This is a genomic window from Shewanella amazonensis SB2B, assembly GCF_000015245.1.
Classification (GTDB): Bacteria; Pseudomonadota; Gammaproteobacteria; order Enterobacterales; family Shewanellaceae; genus Shewanella; species Shewanella amazonensis.
This window is the reverse complement of sequence record NC_008700.1, coordinates 4,055,977-4,076,722: the sequence shown is the minus strand read 5'-3', so window position 1 is coordinate 4,076,722 and position 20,746 is coordinate 4,055,977. Positions and strand designations below refer to the sequence as shown.

Below are 20,746 nucleotides of genomic sequence, written 5' to 3'. Positions count from 1 at the left end.
GATTGGATAGCGTCAGCCAGCCGGTATCACTTTCATTTACAATTTTTAAACCTCAATCTTGCTGTCCTCCCTTGCTGGCGCTGGTGAAATTGCTTTTAAATGGCGGATTAACCAAAGAAATACACCATTTAACTACTTGGAGCAGGAAGCGAGATGAAGCGAACGCTATCAGCCCTGGCTCTGGCAATGGGGCTGGCAATGGCCCCCATGATGAGCCAGGCCACCACTGCCGCCGATATCAAGAGTTTTACTCTGGATAACGGCATGAAAATCATGGTGCTGGAAGATGCATCCATCCCCAACGCCAACATGTATCTGTTCTGGAAAGTGGGCTCGCGCAATGAAGCTCCGGGTATTACCGGTATCTCTCACTTCTTCGAGCACATGATGTTTAACGGCTCGAAAAAGTACGGTCCCAAGATGTTTGACCGGACCATGGAAGCCGCCGGTGGCGCCAACAACGCCTACACTACCGAAAACCTGACCGTGTACACCGACTGGTTCCCCGCCTCGGGCCTTGAAACCATTTTCGACCTGGAAGCCGACCGCATCGCCAATCTGGACATCAATGCCGACATGGTTGAAAGCGAGCGCGGCGTGGTGACGTCTGAGCGCAGCACTGGCCTTGAAAACTCCAACATCCGCGCCCTGATGGAGGAGCTTAAAGGTGTAGCTTTCCGTGCTCACCCTTACAGCTGGCCCGTGATTGGCCATGAGTCAGATATTGCCGCCTGGACCCTGGACGACCTGGTGCAGTATCACAAGACTTACTACGCCCCCAACAATGCCGTCGTGGTGATTGCCGGTGATGTGAAACTGGACGAAGTTAAGTCCCTGGCAAACCGGTATTTCGCCCCTATTCCTGCCCAGGCACCTCCCCGTGAAGTGAAAACCGTGGAGCCGCTGCAAAAGGGTGAGCGCAGAACCTTTATTCACAAGCCTTCTGCCAGCACGCCCAACGTGATGATGGCCTACCATGTTCCAGCAACATCCCACGAAGACTACTATGCTCTTGAATTGCTGGCGGGCATTTTGAGCGCCGGTAACAGCTCGCGCCTGTATCAATCTATGGTCGACAGTCAGTTGGCGCTGGAAGCAGATACCTATTTCCCCATGTCGTTCGATCCCAACCTCTTCTACCTTTACGCCGTGGGTGCTCCCGGTGTGAAGGCCGATGCGCTTGAGCAGGAGCTTATTGCCCAAACCAATCGCATCGCCGCCGAGGGTGTAACCGAGCAAGAGCTTGAAAAAATCAAAAACATCAAGCTGATGGATTTCTATCGCACCATGGAAACCATCAACGGTAAAGCCAATACCCTGGGTACCTACGAACTCTTCTTTGGCAGCTTCGATAAGTTGTTCAATGCCCCTGAGGCCTACAACAAGGTTACCATCGCCGACATTCAGCGCGTGGCGCAAACCTATCTGAAACGGGCCAACCGCAGTGTGGCCGTGCTGTCTGCCGAGGAGGAAATGGACAAATGATGCAATATAAACCTCTGTTGATTGTGGCAGCTCTGGCCCTGGCCGGCTGCGCCGCTACCCAGGACGTTAAGCACACTCAGGAACCTGCTGCCGCAGCCTTTCAGCTGCCCGCCTATGAAAAGGTGACCCTGGATAACGGCCTGACGGTGTTTTTGATGCAGCAAAAAGAAGTGCCCCTGATCACAGTAAACGCCGTAGTACGTGCCGGTGCGGTGAACGACACCAGTGCCGGTATCTCTGCGCTGACGGCCGAAGGCCTGATGCTCGGCAGCGCTGGCAAGTCCAAGCGTGATATCGAAAACCAGGTGGATTTTCTGGGTGCCAGCTTAAGCGCAGAAGCCGGTAAGGAAGGCAGCTATATCAGTGCCAAGTTCATGGCCAAAGATCTGGACACCATGCTGCCGCTGTTTGCCGATGTGCTGCTGCGTCCCGACTTCGATGCCACCGAATTCGACAAGCTCAAGCAGCGCGAAGTGGGTGGACTGATCCAGGCCAAAGAAAGCCCAAGAGCCGTGGTTGGCAACTACTTCGGCAAACTGGTGTATGGCCAGCACCCCTATGGCAACGCCAGCGGTGGTAACAGTGAGTCGGTTGCCGCTATTACTCTGCCACAGGTTCGTGCCTTCTATACCGGCTTCTATCAGCCCGGTAACACCTCTATTTCCGTGGTGGGTGATTTTGATGTGGCGGACATGAAGGCCCAGCTGAAGCGCACCTTCGGTGATTGGCGCTCAGATGCAGCTCCCCAACAGCAATCCCTGAAACAAGGTCTGCCGGTGCTGGCAAAGAGCCGTGTGCTCTTGGTGGACAAGCCAGACGCCATGGAGACCACTTTCCTGATTGGTGGCATGGGCATTTCTGAAGATAACCCCGACGCTGTGGGCTTAACCGTGGTAAACACTATTCTGGGTGGTCGCTTTACCTCCTGGCTCAATGACGAGCTCAGGGTGAATGCCGGTCTGACCTATGGTGCCCGCTCCGGTTTTGCGTCTTACCGCGACAGTGGTCTGTTCCAGATAAGCACCTTCACCAAAACCGACACCACGGAAGCGGCCATCGACCTGGCGCTCAAGACCTACGCCCGCCTGTGGGAGCAGGGCATAGATCAGGCAACTCTGGATTCCGCCAAGGCCTACGTGAAGGGTCAGTTCCCGCCCAGATTTGAAACCAGCGGCCAGCTGGCCGGGCTGTTGTCTGACATGTACCTCTATGGCTTTGATAACAGTTATATCAATGACTTCGAGCGTAAAGTTGACAGCCTGACCCTGGAGGAAACGCAGCGTTTGATTGATACCTACTTCCCCAAAGACAAGCTGCAGTTTGTGCTGATTGGCAATGCGGCCAAGGTGGCACCTATCGCCGCCAAATACGGGGAAGTCAACCAGGTGAACATCAAGGATGTAGGATTCGGCGGCTAACACCGAATCCCTTCAGAGAAAAAGGGCCTGCTGTTGCAGGCCCTTTTCATTTTCTGGGCAGCGCGGCGAAGAGAATTATCTGTTCTACACTTAAGTCCAAGATGGTGGCTGCAGTCGGAATGTGGCCGGGATTCAATCCAGACCAAGAAGGAATGGAAGAAGGTCATGAAAAATCAAGAACATGCCCAAGATGAAGATTCGCTGTCTATGGAAAGCCTGGAAGCGGCCTTGCTGGGAGAGGGCGACTGGTTGCATGTGCAGGAAACGGTCAAATTGTTACTGCTTTCCATGGCCCAGATAGAATTGACTCTCACGGATGGGGATTACAATGTCACCGGCTTGGGCCAGCAGTTTACCGATATGGCGTCTCACCTGCGGCAGGTAAATCTTTATCTGGCCAATCAACCCGACACGCCGAAAGACATTATCAAGCACGGCATCATGCTCGAAACCGAAATCGACAAGGGGGTGGTGGCCTTTCAATTTTACGACCGCCTGTCCCAGCGGCTGCAACATGTAGTGACCGGGCTTGCCCTCACGGAGGATCTGCTCTGTGACGATAAAAAGCGCTTGCAGGGTGAGGAGTGGCTACGGGTACAAAAGCAGATTAAATCCACATACTCCCTTGAATGTGAACGCAAAATGTTCGATCTTGTGCTCCAGGGTATGCCACTTCATGAAGCCTTGGCGCTGTATCGGGATGAACATCTTTACCGCAAAGACGATATCGAACTCTTTTAGCTCAGCTCTTCTTGCCTTGTCTGCGTCGCTGCCGCTGGCGGCAGCAGAGATGCCCTTTGCCGATTGGTGTACCAGTCTTGCCGGGCAATGGCAGGGCACCGGCGCCCGTCCCGGTGAGGTGCCAAAGTCCGTAACCACCCAGGCCATGTGCAGTGCCGATCGCCAGCAGCTTATTTTCAGCGTTAGCCGTGGGGCGCGTTTTTCCAACAGTGAAACCTGGTGGTTTCGCCGTCAGGGAGACAGAGTCCTGCTGACTTACTTTAATGGCGTTACCGAAGACAAGGGGCAGGAGTTCAGCCTCTATCGTCGCGGCGGCGGTTACTCACTGTTGGGTGAGGGTGTGGTGAATGAGCGCCCGGCTCTGATACAGCTGCTGTTTGAACCCAAAGACCAGGGCTGGCAGTGGCTGCAGCAATCCCGATTTCTCGACGATGATATTGAGCAGTACAGGCTCTACCGTGGGGTATCTTTGCAGCCTTTACCGGCCTCAACAGGGAGTCAAGGCCTTGAGGTTAACTAGGGGCCATTAACGTGCACCACCAAAGCCCTGCTGACGCCAGGCTTCGTAGCTGATAATGGCTACTGCGTTGGATAGGTTTAGGCTGCGGCTCGATTCCACCATGGGAATACGCAACCGCTGCTCGGTGGGCACCGAGTTGATGATGTCCATTGGCAGGCCGCGGCTCTCGGGGCCAAACAGCAGTACATCGCCTGCTTGATACTCAAGCTCAGTATGGGGCCGACTGCCCTTGGTGGTGCAGGCCAGAATGCGCCGCCCCGCCATGGCTTCAAGGAAGCTCGGGAAGTCCTTATGGCGGGTTACCCGGGTCATGTCGCTGTAATCCAGCCCGGCGCGGCGCAGCTTTTTCTCTTCTAAATCAAACCCCAAAGGTTCAATCAGGTGCAGTTCGCAGCCATTGTTGGCGCACAGGCGAATAATGTTGCCCGTGTTGGGGGCGATTTCGGGTTCATAGAGGGCGATGTGGAACATGGATGCCGGCATCAGATCTGAGTTGGGCTGGAGTATAACAAAGCCGGGTGGCTGCGCCCAAAAAAACAGGCCCCCAGTATGACTGGGAGCCTGGATTAAACGGCAGTAGGTTAGAGTTTAAGGTGCTTCGACAGCGGCAGTTCACGATACCGTTTGCCACCGGCTGCCACAATGGCGTTGGTCAGTGCCGGGGCGACCGGTGGCACGCCGGGCTCACCCACGCCGCCGGGCACGGCGCTGGAGGCGATGATTTCGGTGGCAATTGGCGGGCAATGTGGCAGCCTGAGCAGCGGGTAGTCATGGAAGTTTGACTGGGTCACGGCGCCCTGGTCGAAATCGATTTCACCAAAGAGCGCAAGGCTTAAGCCAAACACGACTGCGCCTTCCATCTGGGCGGCCACCCGGTCGGGGTTAACCACGGTGCCCGCATCCATCAGGGCGATGGCGTCCACCACGGTGAGTTTGTCACCTTCAAGTCGTACCTTGATGGCCACGGCGGCATAGGCAACAAAGCTGCGGTGAATGGCAAAGCCCCAACCTTCGTTTTTGCCGGCGGGTTTTTGTGCCGTCAGCGCTTCGGCGCGGTCAATCAGCTTAAGGTAGCGGCCCACATCCACCGGATGACGGCTCTGCTCTTCACCATAGTTGCCATATTCAAAGCCTTGATTGGCAAAGTTTTCAACCCGCGCCTTGCCGAGTAGTTCCCGCCATTGGGCGGTGCAGGATTTACCATTGGCAATGGCGAGTTCGTCCACAAAGCTGCCCACCCCAAAGCCGTGCTGAATGTTGCTTACCGACCTTAACCAACCGATGCGGGTGTGGGTTTCGGCCTTGACGGCTTCGCAGCGCACGGCATTGATATCCCAGGGGATATCGGTAAAGCCCAGGTCCAGTTCGAACGGCTGCGGGGTATCCACAGCACTGTCGAAGGTGCTGCCGATGGAGGGGAAGGCAGTGCGCGACAACATCGCCTGCACCTTGCCCTTTTCATCGATGCAGGCCTGATAGTACTGGGCGCTGATGGCGTGCAGATAACCGTTTCTGAGTTCGTCTTCCCGGCTCCATTGCACCAGCACAGGTTTGTTGATTTTGCTGGAAATAAACGCGGCTTCGACACTGAAATCCGGCTTGGACTTGCGACCAAAACCGCCGCCGAGCAAGGTCACGTTTACCTTCACCTTGTCTTCGTCGATACCCAGCATGCCAGCCACATTCTGTTGAGTGCTTTGGGGCGTTTGGCTGCTGGCCCACAGCTCACAGCCATTTTTATCCACGCTGGCAATCACCGCCGGTGGCTCCATGGGCGCGTGGGCAAGATAGGGCACAGTGTATGTGGCGCTGACCATCTTGTCCTCTGGCCAGCTGGCAGGTTGGCTGCCAAGCTCTCGGGCCACTTTACCAGGCTCCTGCACCCTTTGTTTGAGGGTATCGAGATAAGCCTTGCTGTTATGGGTGTCGTTGGCACTTTTACTCCAACTGAGCTTGAGGGCTTTTCGGCCTTCCAACGCACTCCAGGTATTGCTGGCCACCACGGCCACGCCGCCCAGCGGCTGAAACGCCGGTGCGCCTTTGGGTACCGGTAGGGTGACAATATCCAGCACACCCGCCACCTTGCGGGCGGCGCTGTCATCCAAGGACTCAAGCTGACTGCCAAACACTGGTGGACGGGCTATGACGGCGTATACCAGCCCCTCGGGGCGGTTGTCGGCGCCATAGATGGCGCGGCCACCCAGCATGTCGTCCATGTCGACAATGGTGTGTCCTTTGCCGATTTGGGTGAACTTATCCGGGGTTTTGAGGGTAAGGGTTTTGGCATCCGGCATGGGCAGTTTGGCGGCGGCCATGGCGAGCTCGCCATAGCTTAAGCGTTTGTCGCTGCCCTTGTGATGTACTGCGTGGGCCTTGGCATAGACCTCGCTTACAGGCACCTGCCAGCTCTCGGCGGCAGCCTGCTCCAGCATGTGTCTTGCCATGGCGCCCATCTCGCGCATCTTATCGAAGCCTTTGCGGATACTGCGGCTGCCATCGGTGTTTTGGCTGCCGTAGCGTTTGTCCGCGAGACCTTGCACTACGACGACCTTGTCCCAGTCGGCTTCCAGCTCGTCGGCCAGAACCTGCACAATACCTGTGCGTATGCCCTGGCCCATCTCTGAGCGGTGGCAGGTGAGATAGACCCGGTTGTCTTCGCCGATGGCGATGAAAAGGTTGAGCCGCTGTTCATCGCCAAAAGCGGCGGTTTGCGCCGCCAGCATGGGGCTCCAGCCGAGGCCCGAAGCCCCCAGCATCAGGGCGCCGCCCGAGGCACCAAAGAGTTTGAGCACATCGCGGCGGCTGAAGTTTTCAATGGCAGTAAACTTGCTCATGACTTGGCCTCCTGCTTGCCCTGATAGTCCTTGATGGCGGCGCGTATACGGGTGTAGGTGCCGCAGCGGCAGATGTTGCCTGCCATGGCCTCGTCAATCTGGCTGTCGCTGGGACGTGGATGCTTGCTGACCAGTGCAGCCGCTGACATTAACTGGCCCGCCTGACAAAAACCGCATTGGGGCACCTTATGGCGGCGCCAGCTGTCTTTAAGCTGTTCATCCGCCAAGCCTTCGATGGTGGTCACCGATTTGCCTTCCAGGCTTTTGATGCTGGTGAGACAGGCGCGCATCGGCTCGCCGTCAACATGCACTGTGCAGGCACCGCAAAGCCCTGCGCCGCAGCCGTATTTGGTGCCGGTTAACCCCATCAGATCCCGGAGCGCCCACAGGAGCGGCATCTTGGGGTCGGCGTCCAGGGTGAACAAACGGCCGTTGATTTTAAGTGATGTCATGGGTCACTCGCTCCTTGTGCTCACGAAGCGCCCGAAATCGGCGCGGGTGTCTATATCGATGCTGGCGCCGGGTAGCGCCATCCATCCCAGTTGTTGTTGTTTTTGCAAAGATTTCAAAATCCCCTTGGCGCCTCTGTCGCCGCTGAGACGGGTCAGCTCACCAAAGTCGGCACGGTTGAAAATCGCCGGTGCACCGGGGGCATCCAGATACCAGGAGGCGGTGGTTTTACCGGACTCCTGCCAACTTTGGATAAGGGACTCATAGTCTTCAGAGCTCAATAGCGCGTGGTCGGCCAGTGCCAGCAGCAAGGCGTCGGCGTCTGTGCCGAGCGCCGCTTTCGCGGCTGTGGCAATACTGTGGCCAAGCCCCAGCTGCCAATCGGGGGAGGGGATAATGGCGGTATCCTTGGGTAAAAGTTGCCTTAATGTGGCGCCGTGGCCACCGAGGCATACCTGCACCGGCAGGATCTGGGTATCGCAGCTGCTGCGCACCTGGCTCAACGCGTTAAAGCTGCGGCCAAGTAAGGTGGTGCCACCAGGCAGCGGCATAGCGAGCTTGACCCCTTCGAAGCGGCGCGAGCCACCTGCCGCGAGCAAGACGGGTAAGAGTTTCATGCAAGGCCTCCGCTTTTGAATTTGCCAACGGACGAGCTTTTGCCGAACAGGCTCGCCTGGCAGGCGGCGAGGATAGACAGGGCTATATCCGCCGGCAGTTCGCCGCCTAAGTCCATACCTGCCGGGCTTGCCGGTAAGCAGCAAAAATCATCCCAGCGCAAAGCTGCCGTTTTTAACAGTTTTTCTCCCCTGTGGCGGGGCCCCAGGAGTGCAAGGTACGTAAGCGGCAAGGGACTGAGTTTGGGCAATATAGCGGCGTCGAGCTCCAGGCTGTGGTGCATCACCACCGCCATGTCGATACTGGCAAGAAAGTCAGGCGTCAGCGCATCGGCTTCCGCTTTTAGCAGTTCACAGCCTTCAAAGTCGCAGGGGCGGGCGTAGCTGGTTCGGGGGTCGACAATGCTGATACGCCATTCGAGCTGGCGTGCCATTTGTGCCAGTGGCCGGGCATCCATGCCGCCGCCGAAGATGGCCAGGTGTGGCCTTGGGCGAACCGGCACCACCAGCAGCTCAGATTGTTGACTGCCGCTTTGCGGATTGAGCATTAAGCGGCCGGGACGGCTGAAGTCCGCTGCAGGAAAAGGTGCGTCTGCGTCAGGATAAAAGTGGGCGCGAAGATTGTCGGCAGACACACGGTTTTGCGGCAGAACCAGGCACCAAAACCCGCCATTGCCGCTGGCGAGGGCATCGCTCATGGCGGCGAATTGCAATTGCTGATTGGTTGCGGTTAAGGGCAGCAGCAAGATATCCACCAAGCCGCCGCAGCCAAGACGGTAGCTGGCATCAGTCTCGTCTCTGGCATCATAACGGCCAAGCACAGCGCAGTTTCCGGCGAGCGCTTTTTGGGCCTGACGACGAAGATCGGCCTCAAGACAGCCGCCACTTAACATGCCAAGGCTTGGCCCTGAGGGGTGAAACAGCATCATGGCGCCGGATTTGCGGTAAGCGCTGCCTTCCACCGAGGCAATCACCGCCAGTACCCAATTGGCATCCGGGTCGCTGCGCCAGGCATCCAAGAGTGAATCCAAACGGTTGGCCATCTGTCCCTGCATCCTGTTGGCGTAAAGTTTTAACCTAGCAAAAGGTGCCTGAATTTAGAAGGCGCTTAAGTTTTGCCAAATGTTTCTTTCAACTTTCTTAATAAACAAAACCCCGACCGGGGTCGGGGTTTCGAGCGGGTTGATGAAGGTTAAAAGAATCCCAGCGGATTGGTGTCGAAACTCACCAGTAGATTTTTGGTGTTCTGGTAGTGAGACAGCATCATCTTGTGGGTCTCACGGCCGATGCCCGACTTTTTATAGCCACCAAAGGCAGCGTGGGCAGGGTAGGCGTGGTAGCAGTTAATCCACACCCGACCAGCCTGAATGCCGCGGCCCATGCGCTGGGCCAGATTCATGTCGCGGGTCCAGACACCGGCACCAAGGCCATACTGGGTATCGTTGGCAATGGCCAATGCTTCGGCTTCGTCTTTGAAGGTGGTAACCGATACCACGGGGCCAAAGATCTCTTCCTGGAACACCCGCATCTTATTGTGGCCTTTGAGGATGGTGGGCTGGATGTAATAACCACCTTTTTCGGGGCCGTCCTGTAGTTTGAATTCTCCGCCCATCAGTACTTTGGCGCCTTCAGCACGGCCAATGTCCAGATAGCCTAAAATTTTGTCGTATTGCTCGCGGGATGCCTGGGCGCCCACCTGGGTGTCGGTATCCAGCGGGCTGCCCTGACGAATTGTTTTGGCACGCGCAATGACCTTCTCAATAAAGGCATCGTAAATGGATTCCTGCACCAGTACCCGGCTTGGGCAGGTGCACACTTCGCCCTGGTTGAAGAAGGCCAGCAACATCCCCTCGATGGCCTTGTCGAGGTAGTTGTCTTCGTGGTTCATCACATCGGCAAAGTAGATGTTGGGCGACTTGCCGCCAAGTTCCACGGTTGAGGGGATCAGGTTTTCCGCGGCGCATTTGAGGATGTGATTACCCACCTCAGTGGAGCCGGTAAAGGCCAGTTTTGCGATGCGCTTGCTGGTGGCGAGGGCGGCACCGGCTTCGGCGCCAAAACCATTAACCACATTGAGTACGCCGGGGGGCAGCAGATCTTCGATAGTCTCCAAAAGCACCATGATGGAGGCCGGTGTTTGCTCGGCAGGCTTGAGCACTACACAGTTACCCGCCGCCAGCGCCGGGGCGATTTTCCAGGCCGCCATCAGCAGGGGGAAGTTCCAGGGGATAATTTGCCCGACCACGCCCAAAGGCTCAGGGAGGTGGTAGCTCACGGTATTAGCATCAAGGTCTGCCGCGCTGCCTTCCTGGGCGCGGATACAACCGGCGAAATAACGGAAGTGGTCAACAAATAAAGGCAGGTCGGCGTTCAGGGTCTCGCGCACCGCTTTGCCGTTTTCCCAGGTTTCCACCACGGCGAGACGTTCGAGATGCTGCTCGACCCTATCGGCAATTTTCAAAAGCAGATTGCTGCGCTCGGTTACCGAGGTTTTGCCCCAGCTGTCTTTGGCGGCATGGGCGGCATCGAGGGCGAGCTCGATGTCGCGATAGTCAGAGCGGGCCGCCTGACAAAACACCTTGCCATCCACAGGCGAGACGTTATCAAAGTACTCGCCACCCACGGGGGGCACCCACTTGCCGCCAATAAAGTTGTCGTATCTGGCCTTGAATGAAGCGATGGCACCCGCTGTGCCCGGAGCGCTGTAAATCATCTGCTTGTCCTTTTTTGCTGTTGAGAGTGTCTTGTTGTTGTGATTGTTCCGACGGTGCAATCAGCCCGTTGGTGAACCACCTCTATCGCAAAGGATGGGCCATAATTGTTCAACTTGTCGGCAATTCGACCTAACAGTATGATGAAAATCTTATTTTCGAATATACGCAGCAGCGGGTCAGCCGAAGGATTGGCGTGGCGACCGAAGTCGTATTGTTGCGCCTTGGCACAGTTGTTATAAGTGACTGTGCTGAAACGGAACACAGGAGCACACCGATGAAATCTGCCGTACAGCCCTGGCTTGCCGACTCTTGGCGTCGCAGTGAAGGTGCCGGTCTCAGTGAAACCCGGCCCGGAGAACTCAAGCTCTCCCGGGTCGAACTGGATGAGCGTTGTGAGCGCCACCGTCAGCTTATCGCATTGGTGGAATCCGAAGCCTTGCCGCTGTTTACCCGTCTGATGGCCCACACCGACAGCAGGCTGATTTTGTCGGACGCCGAGGGTTTTGTGCTGCGTCACTGGGGACTGTCGCGTTACTCCGACCGTCTGGCCAACGTGGCGCTGGACTGCGGCGTCAATTGGCTCGAAGAGCACAAGGGCACCAATGCCATAGGCACAGCGCTCAGGGCCAAAGAAGCGCTCTCTGTTGTGGGTGAGCAGCACTTTTGCCGCCCTCACCGCTTTATGAGCTGCACCGCCAGCCCAATTTTTTCGCCGTCCGGCGAACTGATTGGCGCCCTCGACATTACCTCCGAGCGGCTCAAGCACAATCAACAAACCTTATTGCTTATCTCCAGCCTGGCGCAGCAGGTGGAAACCGCACTCTTGTGTTCGCTGCCCGGTGGCCGCTTTCGGGTGGATTTGGCGGCTAGTCGTCAACTGCTCAGTTCCGGCTGGCAGGGCATCCTGATTGCCGATGATGAGGGCCGCCTGCTTGGGCTTAATCCCATGGCGCGCCAGTACCTTGGTGGCGCCTCGCCCGGTATGCAGTTGGGAGAGCTGCTGGGGGACGACTGGCGTGCGCAGCAGGCGCAGTGCCTTCGCGGCGAGTTGCATTTGGCCACCTCGGCTATTGGCGAGGGCGCCTTATGGATTCAAACCAATAAGGCCAGCAGTTTGCACGGTGTCAAGCCTCTGCGCTTTCACGATCCACAGCTGGAAACCGCCTGGCAGCAGGCGCGCAAGGTCGTCAGCCGTAAGATCCCGTTGCTGGTACAGGGCGAAACCGGGGTGGGTAAAGAGCACTTCGTGCGCCAGCTGTATCAGGACAGTCGCCTCGATGGCGAGCTGGTGGCGGTGAACTGTGCCGCCTTGCCCACCGAGCTGATAGAGGCCGAACTCTTTGGTTATCAGGGCGGCGCCTTTACCGGCGCGTCACGTCAGGGGCACCTTGGCAAGGTACGTCAGGCCGACGGTGGCTTTCTGTTTCTGGATGAAATTGGTGAGTTGCCGCTGGCGGCACAGGGCCGGCTGTTGCGGGTACTGCAGGAGCGTGAAGTGACCCCTGTGGGTGGCCTCAAAAGCCATAGGGTAGATATTCAGGTGGTCGCAGCCACGCATATGGATTTGGCCGAGATGGTGCGCGATGGCCGCTTTCGTGAAGACCTTTATTTCCGTCTCAATGGTCTGCAGGTAAGCCTGCCGCCACTGAGGCAGCGGGCCGATAAGTCACGGCTGATCCACAAGCTGCACCGACAGTACCGGGTCAATCCGCCGGGAGATGAGCAGCGGCTGTGCCCACAGTTGCTGGCATTGCTGGAGGCATATGCCTGGCCTGGCAACCTGCGGGAGTTGGATAACCTGATGCAGGTGGCTTGCCTGATGGCTGAAGGCGAGCGCGAGCTGAGTCAGGCGCACTTGAGTGATGCCCACAGAAGGGCACTGATGCAAGCGCGTCCCTTTTATTCGGGCAGGATGAACTCGGAAAGCAGCCAATCCTCAGCAGAATCAAGCCTTAAGGCAGAGCTTGATGGGCGTATTCAAAACACCCTGGCCGACTGCGACGGCAATATCAGTGAAGCGGCTCGCCGCCTTGGGGTAAGCCGCAACCTGATTTACCGCAGTCTTAAGCGTACCGACAGTTAGCCGCAACACCAAAGGCACAGCCGATTGTCGGACGCAAGTTCAGAAAGTTAACGCGGCAAGCAAATCGTTACGCACAGGCCGCCGGTTGGCCTGTTTTGGGCGCTGATGCTGCCGCCCTGGGCTTCGATGGCCGCCGCGGTAATGGCGAGGCCAAGCCCCCAACCGCCGCTCTCACGCTCGCGGGACTTATCGGTGCGATAGAAAGGACGGAAGATGGCTTCGAGTTCGGCGTCAGCCACGCCGGGGCCATCATCACAAATTTGAATTTCAATGCGGTCCTGAGTGTCTGTCACAGTCAGACTGACCTGCAGCCTGGCGTAGCGGATGGCGTTACGCAGCAAATTTTCCACCGCCCGTGCCAATAACTTGGGGGTGTGGCTTAACAGCAGGTTGTCGTCCATTTCAATGGCCAGATGCTTGCCGCATTCGCTGGCTTCAAACTCCGCATCATCCAATACCTGGCCGAGGGTCTCGGCAAGTTCGATGTCAACTTTGGCCTCGGTGGCGCCCATGGTCACCCGGGAGAGAGTCAACAGCTCGGCTATCAGGGCATCGAGCTGCTCGGCCTCGTGGGCAATACGGTTTAGCTCATTACTGTCCTGACCTCGCTTGCGTGCCAATGCCAGCGCCAGCTGCAGCCGGGTCAGGGGGGTGCGCAGCTCGTGGCTGATGTCCCCCATCAGTCGCTGCTGATTGTTGACCTGCTGCTCAATGGCTTCGGCCATGGCGTTGAAGGCATGGCCCAGCTGGCCCAACTCATCCCGGCGATTCAGGGTGGCTTCATCGACCCGGCTGCCAAGGTTGCCCCGTGCCAAGGCATCGGCGCTTTGTTTCAACATCTTAAGGGGCCTGCCAAGGTGCCATGCCAGCAGGCCGCACAAGAGCCCCGAGACCAACACCGCGAGCCCCAGTGTCAGCAACTTGTGCTCGATAAAAAACAGGAACAGTGGCCGTGGATGCTGCCCTGGCACCCGGCCATAGAGGTGGTATTCCTTACCATCGACATGGAACTCCTTGGGGCCAAACACCATTTCATCGCGGAACTGATACATGATGGGGCGCTCGGCTTCTTCGGCGAGCAGGATAAATTTACGCAGAGAGCGGGGTTGGCGCTCGCCGAGAATGCGGCCTTCCTCATTGGTGATAAATACCCGCATGGGCTTGCCGTCGGCGTGACGCGAGCGCTCCCAGCGCCGCATCCGCTCTGGCTCCATCAGTTCAGGCTCCCGCTCAATCGCCCTGGCAATCTTATCCAGAGTCTGTTGCAGCTCTTTGGGAATGGGGGTGGATTCCCGCTGCTGTTGCAGCAGTGGCAGGCTGCCTACGGCAACCAGCACCACAGAGCTGCATAGCCAGAAACCGAGCAGCAGTTTGATAAAGAGGCGATTGGGCAGGGTTTGGGTGTTCATTTCAGCCAGATATATCCCTTACCACGGATGGTTTTTACCCTGGGGCGACCATCGCTGCGCTCGGGCAACTTCTTGCGCAGGTTCGACAGGTGCATATCCAGGCTGCGGTCAAAGGGCATCAGGCGCTTGCCGAGCACGGTTTCACTCAGGGTTTCTTTACTCACCAGTTCGCCTGCCTGTGAAGCCAGCTGCAGCAGCAGGGCAAATTCGGTACCTGTGAGATTGATAAGGCTCTGGGCGCACCAGGCTTCCTGGCGGCTGGGATCTAATTTCAGGTCACCAAGTTGTATCTCTTCCGGTGGCTGACTCTGTGGTGTGCCCGGCTGAGCCCGGCGCAAAATGGCACGAATGCGGGCCACCAACTCGCGGTCGTTGAAGGGCTTGGGCAGATAGTCATCGGCGCCGATTTCAAGCCCCACGACCCGGTCGATATCATCACCGCGGGCGGTGAGCATAAGCACCGGCGTTTGTTTGTGGTTACGCAGCTGTTTAAGCACTTCAAAGCCATTCAATTTAGGCAGCATCACATCCAGCAGAATGAGGTCAAAGTGGCTGCTGACGGCCTTGCTGAGTCCTTCGGCGCCATCGTGGGCGAGGGTGAGGACAAAGCCTTCCAGCTCCAGTAATTCTTTTAACAGCTCAGACAAACCTGGATCGTCATCAACAAGCAACAAGTGATTCATTTAACCTCCGGGATCAGGACTCCCAGTATAACCAGCCGTACGTCAATGGGTGTTTTACCTTTGTAAGTCTGTGTAAAGAAGCAGGCGGCGCCGATCTTTACACTTTTTTACCCGTGCGACACCCTTGTTGACATTGACCACAATACACTGGGAACTGTCGAAACACACAAGTCCCACCAATCACAATGAGGTGATATATGAACAAGTTAATGATCAAACGTGGTCTGATTGCGCTGGTTGCCAGCAGTGCGCTGCTCGGTAGTGTCGCCATGGCCAATCCCCATCACGAAGGGGGTCATGAAGGTCGCCCCATGATGGACAATATGCGCCACATGTTCCGTGGCCTGGATCTGACCGATGAGCAAAAGACTCAGTTCCGTGAGCTGATGAAGGCCCATAAAGACGAGCGCAAAGCCCAGCGCGAAGGCAAAGATGAGGCCACCCGCACGGCTCATCATGAGCAGATGAAAGCGCTGATGAGTGCGGCGACCTTCGACGAAGCGGCGGCCAAGGCCCTGATTGCCGAGCGCCAGGCCAAGGGTGAAGCCCGTGCACTGGAAGCCATGAAGCTGCAGCATCAGATGTATCAACTGCTGACCCCTGAGCAAAAAGCCAAGTTTCAGGCCCGGTTTGACGAGCGCAAAGCCGACCGGGAAGAGCGTCGTAAAGAACGCCAGGAAGCGTTTTAAGCCAAGGTACAGCTTGCCCTGACACACCGGCGCCTTGCGCCGGCTCGCGTTTCCCGACCCAGAACGGGCGTAGCTGCACAAAATTTGTTATAAGAGAACCACCTGCTTTGTGTGGTTCTTTTTATGTCTGCGGAACGAAATTATGCCTTCTGGGTCAAGCTTGCCAGCCGCGCGGCGGTGGCAACGGCCCTGACACTGATTGTGATAAAACTGCTGGCCTGGCTTTGGTCCGGCTCGGCCAGTATGCTGGCATCGCTTACCGACTCCTTCGCCGATGCCCTGGCGTCCATCGTGAATTTCATTGCCATCCGTTATGCGTTGACACCGGCAGATGATGAGCACAGGCATGGCCACGGTAAGGCTGAGCCGTTGGCGTCCCTGGCGCAGTCGGCGTTCATCTTGGGATCTGCCTTCCTGTTGCTGTTTCATGGCGCCGAACGGCTCCTGAGTCCCGCGCCGCTGGAGCATGCCATCCTGGGTATTTGGGTCTCCGCCATTGCCATTGTGCTCACGCTCGCGCTGGTGACATTACAGAAGAAGGCGTTGGCCGCCACCGGCAGCACTGTGGTGGAGGCCGACTCGCTGCACTACAAGTCGGATTTGTTTTTGAACGGCGCTGTGCTGCTGGCACTGGTGCTGGCCCAGTACGGACTCTGGTGGGCCGACGGTCTGTTTGCGTTGTTGATAGCGCTCTATATCGGTCAGCAAGCCTTCGGACTGGGGTATCGCTCGATTCAGGCATTGCTGGACAGGGAACTCGATGAGGACATGCGCAGCGCCATTGTGACCCTCGCCAAAGAAGATGCCCGGGTGAGAGGTGTGCACGACCTCAAGACCCGCCAGGCTGGCCAAACTATCTTTATTCAGTTGCATCTGGAGCTCGATGGCGACTTGCCGCTTCGTGAGGCACACCGCCTATCGGACAAAACCTCGGCGCGTATCCGTACGGCTTTCCCCGAGGCGGAAATCATCATTCACCAGGACCCGGTGTAATCCCTGTGTTAGTGAATGTGGCCTCGGCGTGTGGTCTTGCGCTGCCAGGAAACCTTGGGTTAACCCGGTTTACTGTTGTGAAATAATTATTTCTTAACGTATTGATACATTCAGCAATTGTTCAGCAGACTTGGACGATATTCTCCGGCATAACTCCAGCAATGTCGTGAAAGGAAATCCAATGAACAAAATGAAACTGGCGGCCCTGGCCGCACTCATCGCCAGCACAGGTGCCATGGCGGAAACCGATAACACCGGCTTTTACGTGGGGGGTGCCATCAATCAGGTGAAAGCCTCCGGTGACGGTGAAGGCTCGTCCGATGGCGTAGGTTTTGGTGCTTACGGCGGCTACAACTTCAACGAATGGTTTGGTTTGGAAGCCAACCTGTTTGCCAGTGGCGATTTGGGAGAGGACGGCGTGGATGTCGGTGCGGGCGCCCTGACCTTTACCCCAAAATTTACTTACCACTTCAATGATACCTTCTCTGCCTTTGCCAAAGTGGGTGTGGCTTCCATGGCCGTGGTGGTGGACTATGGCCCATTCGATGCCGATTACACCGGCTGGGGCCTAACCTGGGGTGTAGGCGTTAACGCTGCGCTGACCGAAAAACTGAACCTGCGCCTGAGCTACGATGAAACCCGTGGCGATTTGGATGAAGATGGTTTTTGGTTCGACAACGATTACTACAATGGTGAAATCGACAACGTGAAGATTTCCCAGATCTCTTTGGGACTGCACTACCAGTTCTGACCGCGTGTTAATCAGGCTGTGTCGCACTTAAAAAGGATGCCAAGGCATCCTTTTTTTTCGCCTGACGCTAAGGCTGGCAGCTCAGTGCGCTTCAACACAATACAGTTCCCCTGAAACCGGTACCCCTGAAACCAGTGCCCAGAGCATGCTAAAGGTTTATTTTTTCAGGAGATAGGCGCTAAAATAGGCAACTGCAACCAAGGAATAGTGGGCAGACACAGTGGGATGCCCAATTCAACAGAAAAAGGATGTCCGATGAAACTCAAGTGTCTTTTGGCTTCAGCCCTGATGCTGTGTGCCGTTTCGCCTGTTTTTGCCGCCAAAGATCTCGGTTTTTACGCCGGTGGCTACGTCAGCAACACCAATCTCGATGATAAAATTGGCCCCTTCGATGAGTCGGCCTGGGGCCTGGGTGCCTATGGCGGTTATAACTTCAACGACAGCTTTGGTCTCGAAACCAGCGTGTTCGGTACCGACAGCTTTATTGATGGTGTCGACCTGCAGGTCGTGGGCCTGACTTTTGCCCCCACTGTGCGCCATGCATTCAGCGACACTGTCACTGTTTATCTCAAAGGCGGTGTGGTGTATCAGGTGATTGCCAGTGACGACAGCCTGGACGATGACTATCAGGGTACGGGTTACCTGCTTGGCGCTGGCGTAGATATCAGTTTCTCCAGCAATCTGGCCATGCGGGTATTCTATGAATTCAGTGAAATTGAGCCCGAGCACGATGAGCTGAACAACTATTTTGCCAACACGCGCATGGACCATTATGGCGTGGGCCTGCACTGGCGCTTCTGAGTCAGCCGATTGTTTAACGAAAAGGGACGCATGCTGCGTCCCTTTTCTTTGTGTCTCAAAAGGTGCTAATCCATCTCAAGCTCTTTGAGTTTGCGGGTAAGGGTGTTACGGCCCCAGCCGAGACGTCGTGCGGCTTCCTGTTTATGGCCCTGGGTATGTTTGAGCGCGACTTCGAGCATGATGCGCTCAAAGGTGGGCTGCATGTCAGCCAGCAGATCCGACTCCCCTTCACCGAGGCGTCTATCGACTATATCCCTCAGGGCACTCTCCCAGTCTCCGGCCACCACGGCGCCGGCATGATGGACGACCGGATCTTTAAAAAGCTCCGGTGGCAGGTCCTGTGGCAGTATCTCCTGCCCCGATGCCATTACTGTGAGCCAGCGGCAGGTATTCTCCAACTGGCGCACGTTGCCGGGCCAGGGTAGCTGCTGCAGTTTGGCGGCGGTTTCTTTGGCAAGTATCTTGGCTTCAACGCCAATCTCCCGGGCGGCGGCGGCCAGAAAGTGGCGGGTCAGTTGCGGAATATCTTCACGGCGCTCCCTGAGTGGTGGCAGATGCACCCTGATCACATTGAGGCGGTGAAACAGGTCTTCCCGGAATTGCCCCTGTTGCACCAACCGCTCCAGATCCTGGTGGGTGGCGGCAATAATGCGTACGTCCACCTGCACCGGTGAGTGGCCACCAACACGGTAAAACTGACCATCGGCCAGCACCCGCAGCAGCCGGGTTTGCACATCCAGGGGCATGTCGCCGATCTCGTCCAAAAACAGGGTGCCACCGTTGGCCTGCTCGAAGCGGCCCTGACGCACACCGGCAGCGCCGGTAAAGGCACCTTTCTCGTGGCCAAACAGCTCAGATTCAATCAGGTCCTTGGGAATGGCTGCCATGTTCAGCGCGATAAAGGGCTTGTCCTTGCGGGGACTGTGTTTGTGCAGCGCCCCTGCCACCAATTCCTTGCCCGTACCGGATTGGCCGTTGATCAGTACGCTGATGGATGAGCGTGACAGACGGCCGATAGCGCGAAACACCTCCTGCATGGCAGGGGCCTCACCGATGATTTCCGGTGCCTTGACCGGTTCACTGGTATTGGCCTGGGGCGCCTGTTCACTGGCATGGGTCAGTGCCCGCTCCACCAGGGCGATGGCTTCGTCGATGTCGAAGGGCTTGGGTAAGTATTCAAAGGCGCCGGACTGGTAAGCGGCCACGGCGCTGTCGAGGTCCGAGTGCGCCGTCATTATGATGACCGGAATATGGGGGTAATGCAGGCCAATACGCTCCAGCAGCGTTAAGCCATCGGTGCCGGGCATGCGGATGTCCGACACTATCACCAGCGGCTGGCTCAGCTCCAATGCCTGCCACAGAGACTCTGCTGCGGCGAAGCTGGCGCTGGTGATGCGGGCGCTCTTGAGGGCTTTTTCCAGCACCCAGCGGATAGAGCTGTCGTCGTCGAGGATCCAAACCTGTTCACTGATACTCATGCAGTCTCCTTTTGGGTCCTATTTTCCGGTTTTAATGGGCAGGGTGAGCACAAACTGGGTGTGACCGGGGGCTGAGTCGCAGTCGATGCGGCCACCATGAAGCCTGGCGATGTTGTGGGCGATGGACAGCCCCAGGCCAGAGCCCTGTTCGCGGCCGGTTACCATGGGGTAGAAGAGGGTATCCATCAATTCCGGCGGTATCCCCGGGCCATCATCAATAACAGACAACATCAGCACCAGTTTGTGACGCTGGGCGCCTATGGTGACCTGGTGGCTGGTGCGGGTGCGCACCGTGATGGTGCCTCCGCTGTTTTCCAGTGCCTGCACAGCGTTTTGCACTATGTTGAGCAGCGCCTGCTGCATCTGGTCGGCGTCCAAATCTATGTCGGGAATGGAAGGGTCGTAGTCCCTGATGACACGGATATTGGCAGGCGTGGACAGTTCAACCAGCTTGATCACTTTTTCAGCGACTTCATGGATGTTGTGCGGCAGATGCGCCGTGGGCTTTTGTGGCCCCAGCAGCTTATCCACCAGGGCGCGCATGCGATCGGCCTGTTCGATAATCAGGGTGGTGAATTCCTTGAGTGATTCATCTTCCAGCTCCCGGGACAGTAACTGCGCCGCGCCCCGCAGGCCACCGAGGGGATTTTTTATCTCGTGGGCGAGGTTACGCACCAGAAACTGTGCCGCCTGCTGCTGGGCATCCTGGGTCAGTTGTTGGTGGATACGGCGCTGCTGGTCCACCTGACGCAGCTCAAGCAAACTCAGGCCGGGTTCATTTTCCAGTGGGATCAGGGTGAGATCCACCGTGTGGTGTTGGCCATCGAAGGTGACCAGGCTGGCGGTGTTGACCGTCAGCCCCAGTCCCTGACGTACCGCATCGGCCAGTATGGTGGCAGGTACTTCCTGCAACTGAAAAATATCGGTCAGGGCTTGTTCGCTGAGGCGATGACTGCCGGTGCCAAGCAACTGCTCGGCAGCAGCATTGGCAAAGCAGGGTTTTAGACCTGAGTCTATGACCAGTACAGCGGTCACCAGGTGATTGAGCAGGTTTTGAGTATCCATCGGGCCTTTCCTGACTGG

Annotated in this window: 19 protein-coding genes; 9 read left to right on the top strand and 10 right to left on the bottom strand. The window is 57.0% G+C overall.

Going from position 1 to position 20,746, the window contains the following annotated elements; genetic code table 11:
* Nucleotides 1–153: 153 nt before the first annotated feature.
* From SAMA_RS17915 to SAMA_RS17900, 4 genes are all read left to right on the top strand, one after another.
* Entirely contained in the window at nt 154–1,485 is a 1,332-nt protein-coding gene (locus tag SAMA_RS17915; protein WP_011761551.1) for a M16 family metallopeptidase, read from the top strand.
* Nucleotides 1,482–2,903: a M16 family metallopeptidase gene (locus SAMA_RS17910; protein WP_011761550.1), complete on the top strand. Its 1,422-nt coding sequence runs from the start codon at nt 1,482–1,484 to the stop codon at nt 2,901–2,903. The genes SAMA_RS17915 and SAMA_RS17910 overlap by 4 nt, the downstream gene beginning before the upstream one ends.
* 165 nt (nt 2,904–3,068) lie before the next feature.
* Nucleotides 3,069–3,644, top strand: a complete 576-nt coding sequence (locus SAMA_RS17905; RefSeq protein ID WP_011761549.1) for a hypothetical protein — start codon at nt 3,069–3,071, stop codon at nt 3,642–3,644.
* Between the two features lie 16 nt (nt 3,645–3,660).
* Nucleotides 3,661–4,164, top strand: coding sequence for a hypothetical protein (locus SAMA_RS17900; RefSeq protein WP_011761548.1), 504 nt, complete (start codon nt 3,661–3,663; stop codon nt 4,162–4,164).
* A 6-nt stretch (nt 4,165–4,170) separates the two neighbouring features.
* On the opposite strand, the gene trmL is transcribed toward SAMA_RS17900, so the two are convergent.
* The 6 genes from trmL to exaC all read right to left on the bottom strand — a co-directional run bounded on the left by trmL (nt 4,171) and on the right by exaC (nt 10,775).
* Complete coding sequence (trmL, locus tag SAMA_RS17895; protein WP_041409952.1) at nt 4,171–4,635, bottom strand: tRNA (uridine(34)/cytosine(34)/5-carboxymethylaminomethyluridine(34)-2'-O)-methyltransferase TrmL; 465 nt, start codon at nt 4,633–4,635, stop codon at nt 4,171–4,173.
* 110 nt (nt 4,636–4,745) lie between these two features.
* The gene (locus tag SAMA_RS17890; protein ID WP_011761546.1) at nt 4,746–6,998 is read right to left on the bottom strand and encodes a xanthine dehydrogenase family protein molybdopterin-binding subunit; all 2,253 of its coding nucleotides are present in this window, start codon (nt 6,996–6,998) and stop codon (nt 4,746–4,748) included.
* On the bottom strand, nt 6,995–7,450 hold the full coding sequence (locus SAMA_RS17885; protein WP_011761545.1) for a (2Fe-2S)-binding protein: 456 nt from the start codon (nt 7,448–7,450) through the stop codon (nt 6,995–6,997). The genes SAMA_RS17890 and SAMA_RS17885 overlap by 4 nt, the downstream gene beginning before the upstream one ends.
* 3 nt (nt 7,451–7,453) lie before the next feature.
* Nucleotides 7,454–8,065: a nucleotidyltransferase family protein gene (locus SAMA_RS17880; protein WP_011761544.1), complete on the bottom strand. Its 612-nt coding sequence runs from the start codon at nt 8,063–8,065 to the stop codon at nt 7,454–7,456.
* Nucleotides 8,062–9,105, bottom strand: coding sequence for an XdhC family protein (locus SAMA_RS17875; RefSeq protein ID WP_011761543.1), 1,044 nt, complete (start codon nt 9,103–9,105; stop codon nt 8,062–8,064). Before SAMA_RS17875 ends, SAMA_RS17880 begins: the two co-directional genes overlap by 4 nt.
* 149 nt (nt 9,106–9,254) lie before the next feature.
* The gene (gene exaC, locus SAMA_RS17870) at nt 9,255–10,775 is read right to left on the bottom strand and encodes an acetaldehyde dehydrogenase ExaC (RefSeq protein ID WP_011761542.1); all 1,521 of its coding nucleotides are present in this window, start codon (nt 10,773–10,775) and stop codon (nt 9,255–9,257) included.
* Nucleotides 10,776–11,050: 275 nt separating this feature from the next.
* On the opposite strand from exaC, the gene SAMA_RS17865 reads away from it, so the two are divergent.
* Nucleotides 11,051–12,859: a sigma-54-dependent Fis family transcriptional regulator gene (locus SAMA_RS17865; RefSeq protein WP_011761541.1), complete on the top strand. Its 1,809-nt coding sequence runs from the start codon at nt 11,051–11,053 to the stop codon at nt 12,857–12,859.
* A gap of 47 nt (nt 12,860–12,906) precedes the next feature.
* Here SAMA_RS17865 and SAMA_RS17860 read toward each other — a convergent pair whose 3' ends face one another.
* Together SAMA_RS17860 and SAMA_RS17855 are read right to left on the bottom strand one after the other, a co-directional pair.
* A complete protein-coding gene (locus tag SAMA_RS17860) occupies nt 12,907–14,268 on the bottom strand; it encodes an ATP-binding protein (RefSeq protein WP_011761540.1) in 1,362 nt (453 codons plus the stop codon).
* On the bottom strand, nt 14,265–14,951 hold the full coding sequence (locus SAMA_RS17855; RefSeq protein ID WP_011761539.1) for a response regulator: 687 nt from the start codon (nt 14,949–14,951) through the stop codon (nt 14,265–14,267). The genes SAMA_RS17860 and SAMA_RS17855 overlap by 4 nt, the downstream gene beginning before the upstream one ends.
* Before the next feature lie 197 nt (nt 14,952–15,148).
* On the opposite strand from SAMA_RS17855, the gene SAMA_RS17850 reads away from it, so the two are divergent.
* The 4 genes from SAMA_RS17850 (at nt 15,149) to SAMA_RS19240 (ending at nt 18,185) form a co-directional block, all read left to right on the top strand.
* Nucleotides 15,149–15,640: a Spy/CpxP family protein refolding chaperone gene (locus SAMA_RS17850; RefSeq protein ID WP_011761538.1), complete on the top strand. Its 492-nt coding sequence runs from the start codon at nt 15,149–15,151 to the stop codon at nt 15,638–15,640.
* Nucleotides 15,641–15,763: 123 nt separating this feature from the next.
* Complete coding sequence (gene fieF, locus SAMA_RS17845) at nt 15,764–16,633, top strand: cation efflux pump FieF (RefSeq protein WP_011761537.1); 870 nt, start codon at nt 15,764–15,766, stop codon at nt 16,631–16,633.
* 181 nt (nt 16,634–16,814) lie between these two features.
* On the top strand, nt 16,815–17,384 hold the full coding sequence (locus SAMA_RS17840) for a porin family protein (protein WP_011761536.1): 570 nt from the start codon (nt 16,815–16,817) through the stop codon (nt 17,382–17,384).
* A 255-nt stretch (nt 17,385–17,639) separates the two neighbouring features.
* A complete protein-coding gene (locus tag SAMA_RS19240; protein ID WP_011761535.1) occupies nt 17,640–18,185 on the top strand; it encodes a porin family protein in 546 nt (181 codons plus the stop codon).
* Nucleotides 18,186–18,250: 65 nt separating this feature from the next.
* Here the strand turns inward: SAMA_RS19240 and glnG are convergent, their stop codons facing one another.
* Together glnG and glnL are read right to left on the bottom strand one after the other, a co-directional pair.
* Nucleotides 18,251–19,663, bottom strand: a complete 1,413-nt coding sequence (gene glnG / locus SAMA_RS17830; protein ID WP_011761534.1) for a nitrogen regulation protein NR(I) — start codon at nt 19,661–19,663, stop codon at nt 18,251–18,253.
* Between the two features lie 18 nt (nt 19,664–19,681).
* Nucleotides 19,682–20,728 (bottom strand): nitrogen regulation protein NR(II), encoded by a 1,047-nt coding sequence (glnL, locus tag SAMA_RS17825; protein WP_011761533.1) that lies wholly within the window; start codon nt 20,726–20,728, stop codon nt 19,682–19,684.
* Between the last annotated feature and the right edge of the window lie 18 nt (nt 20,729–20,746).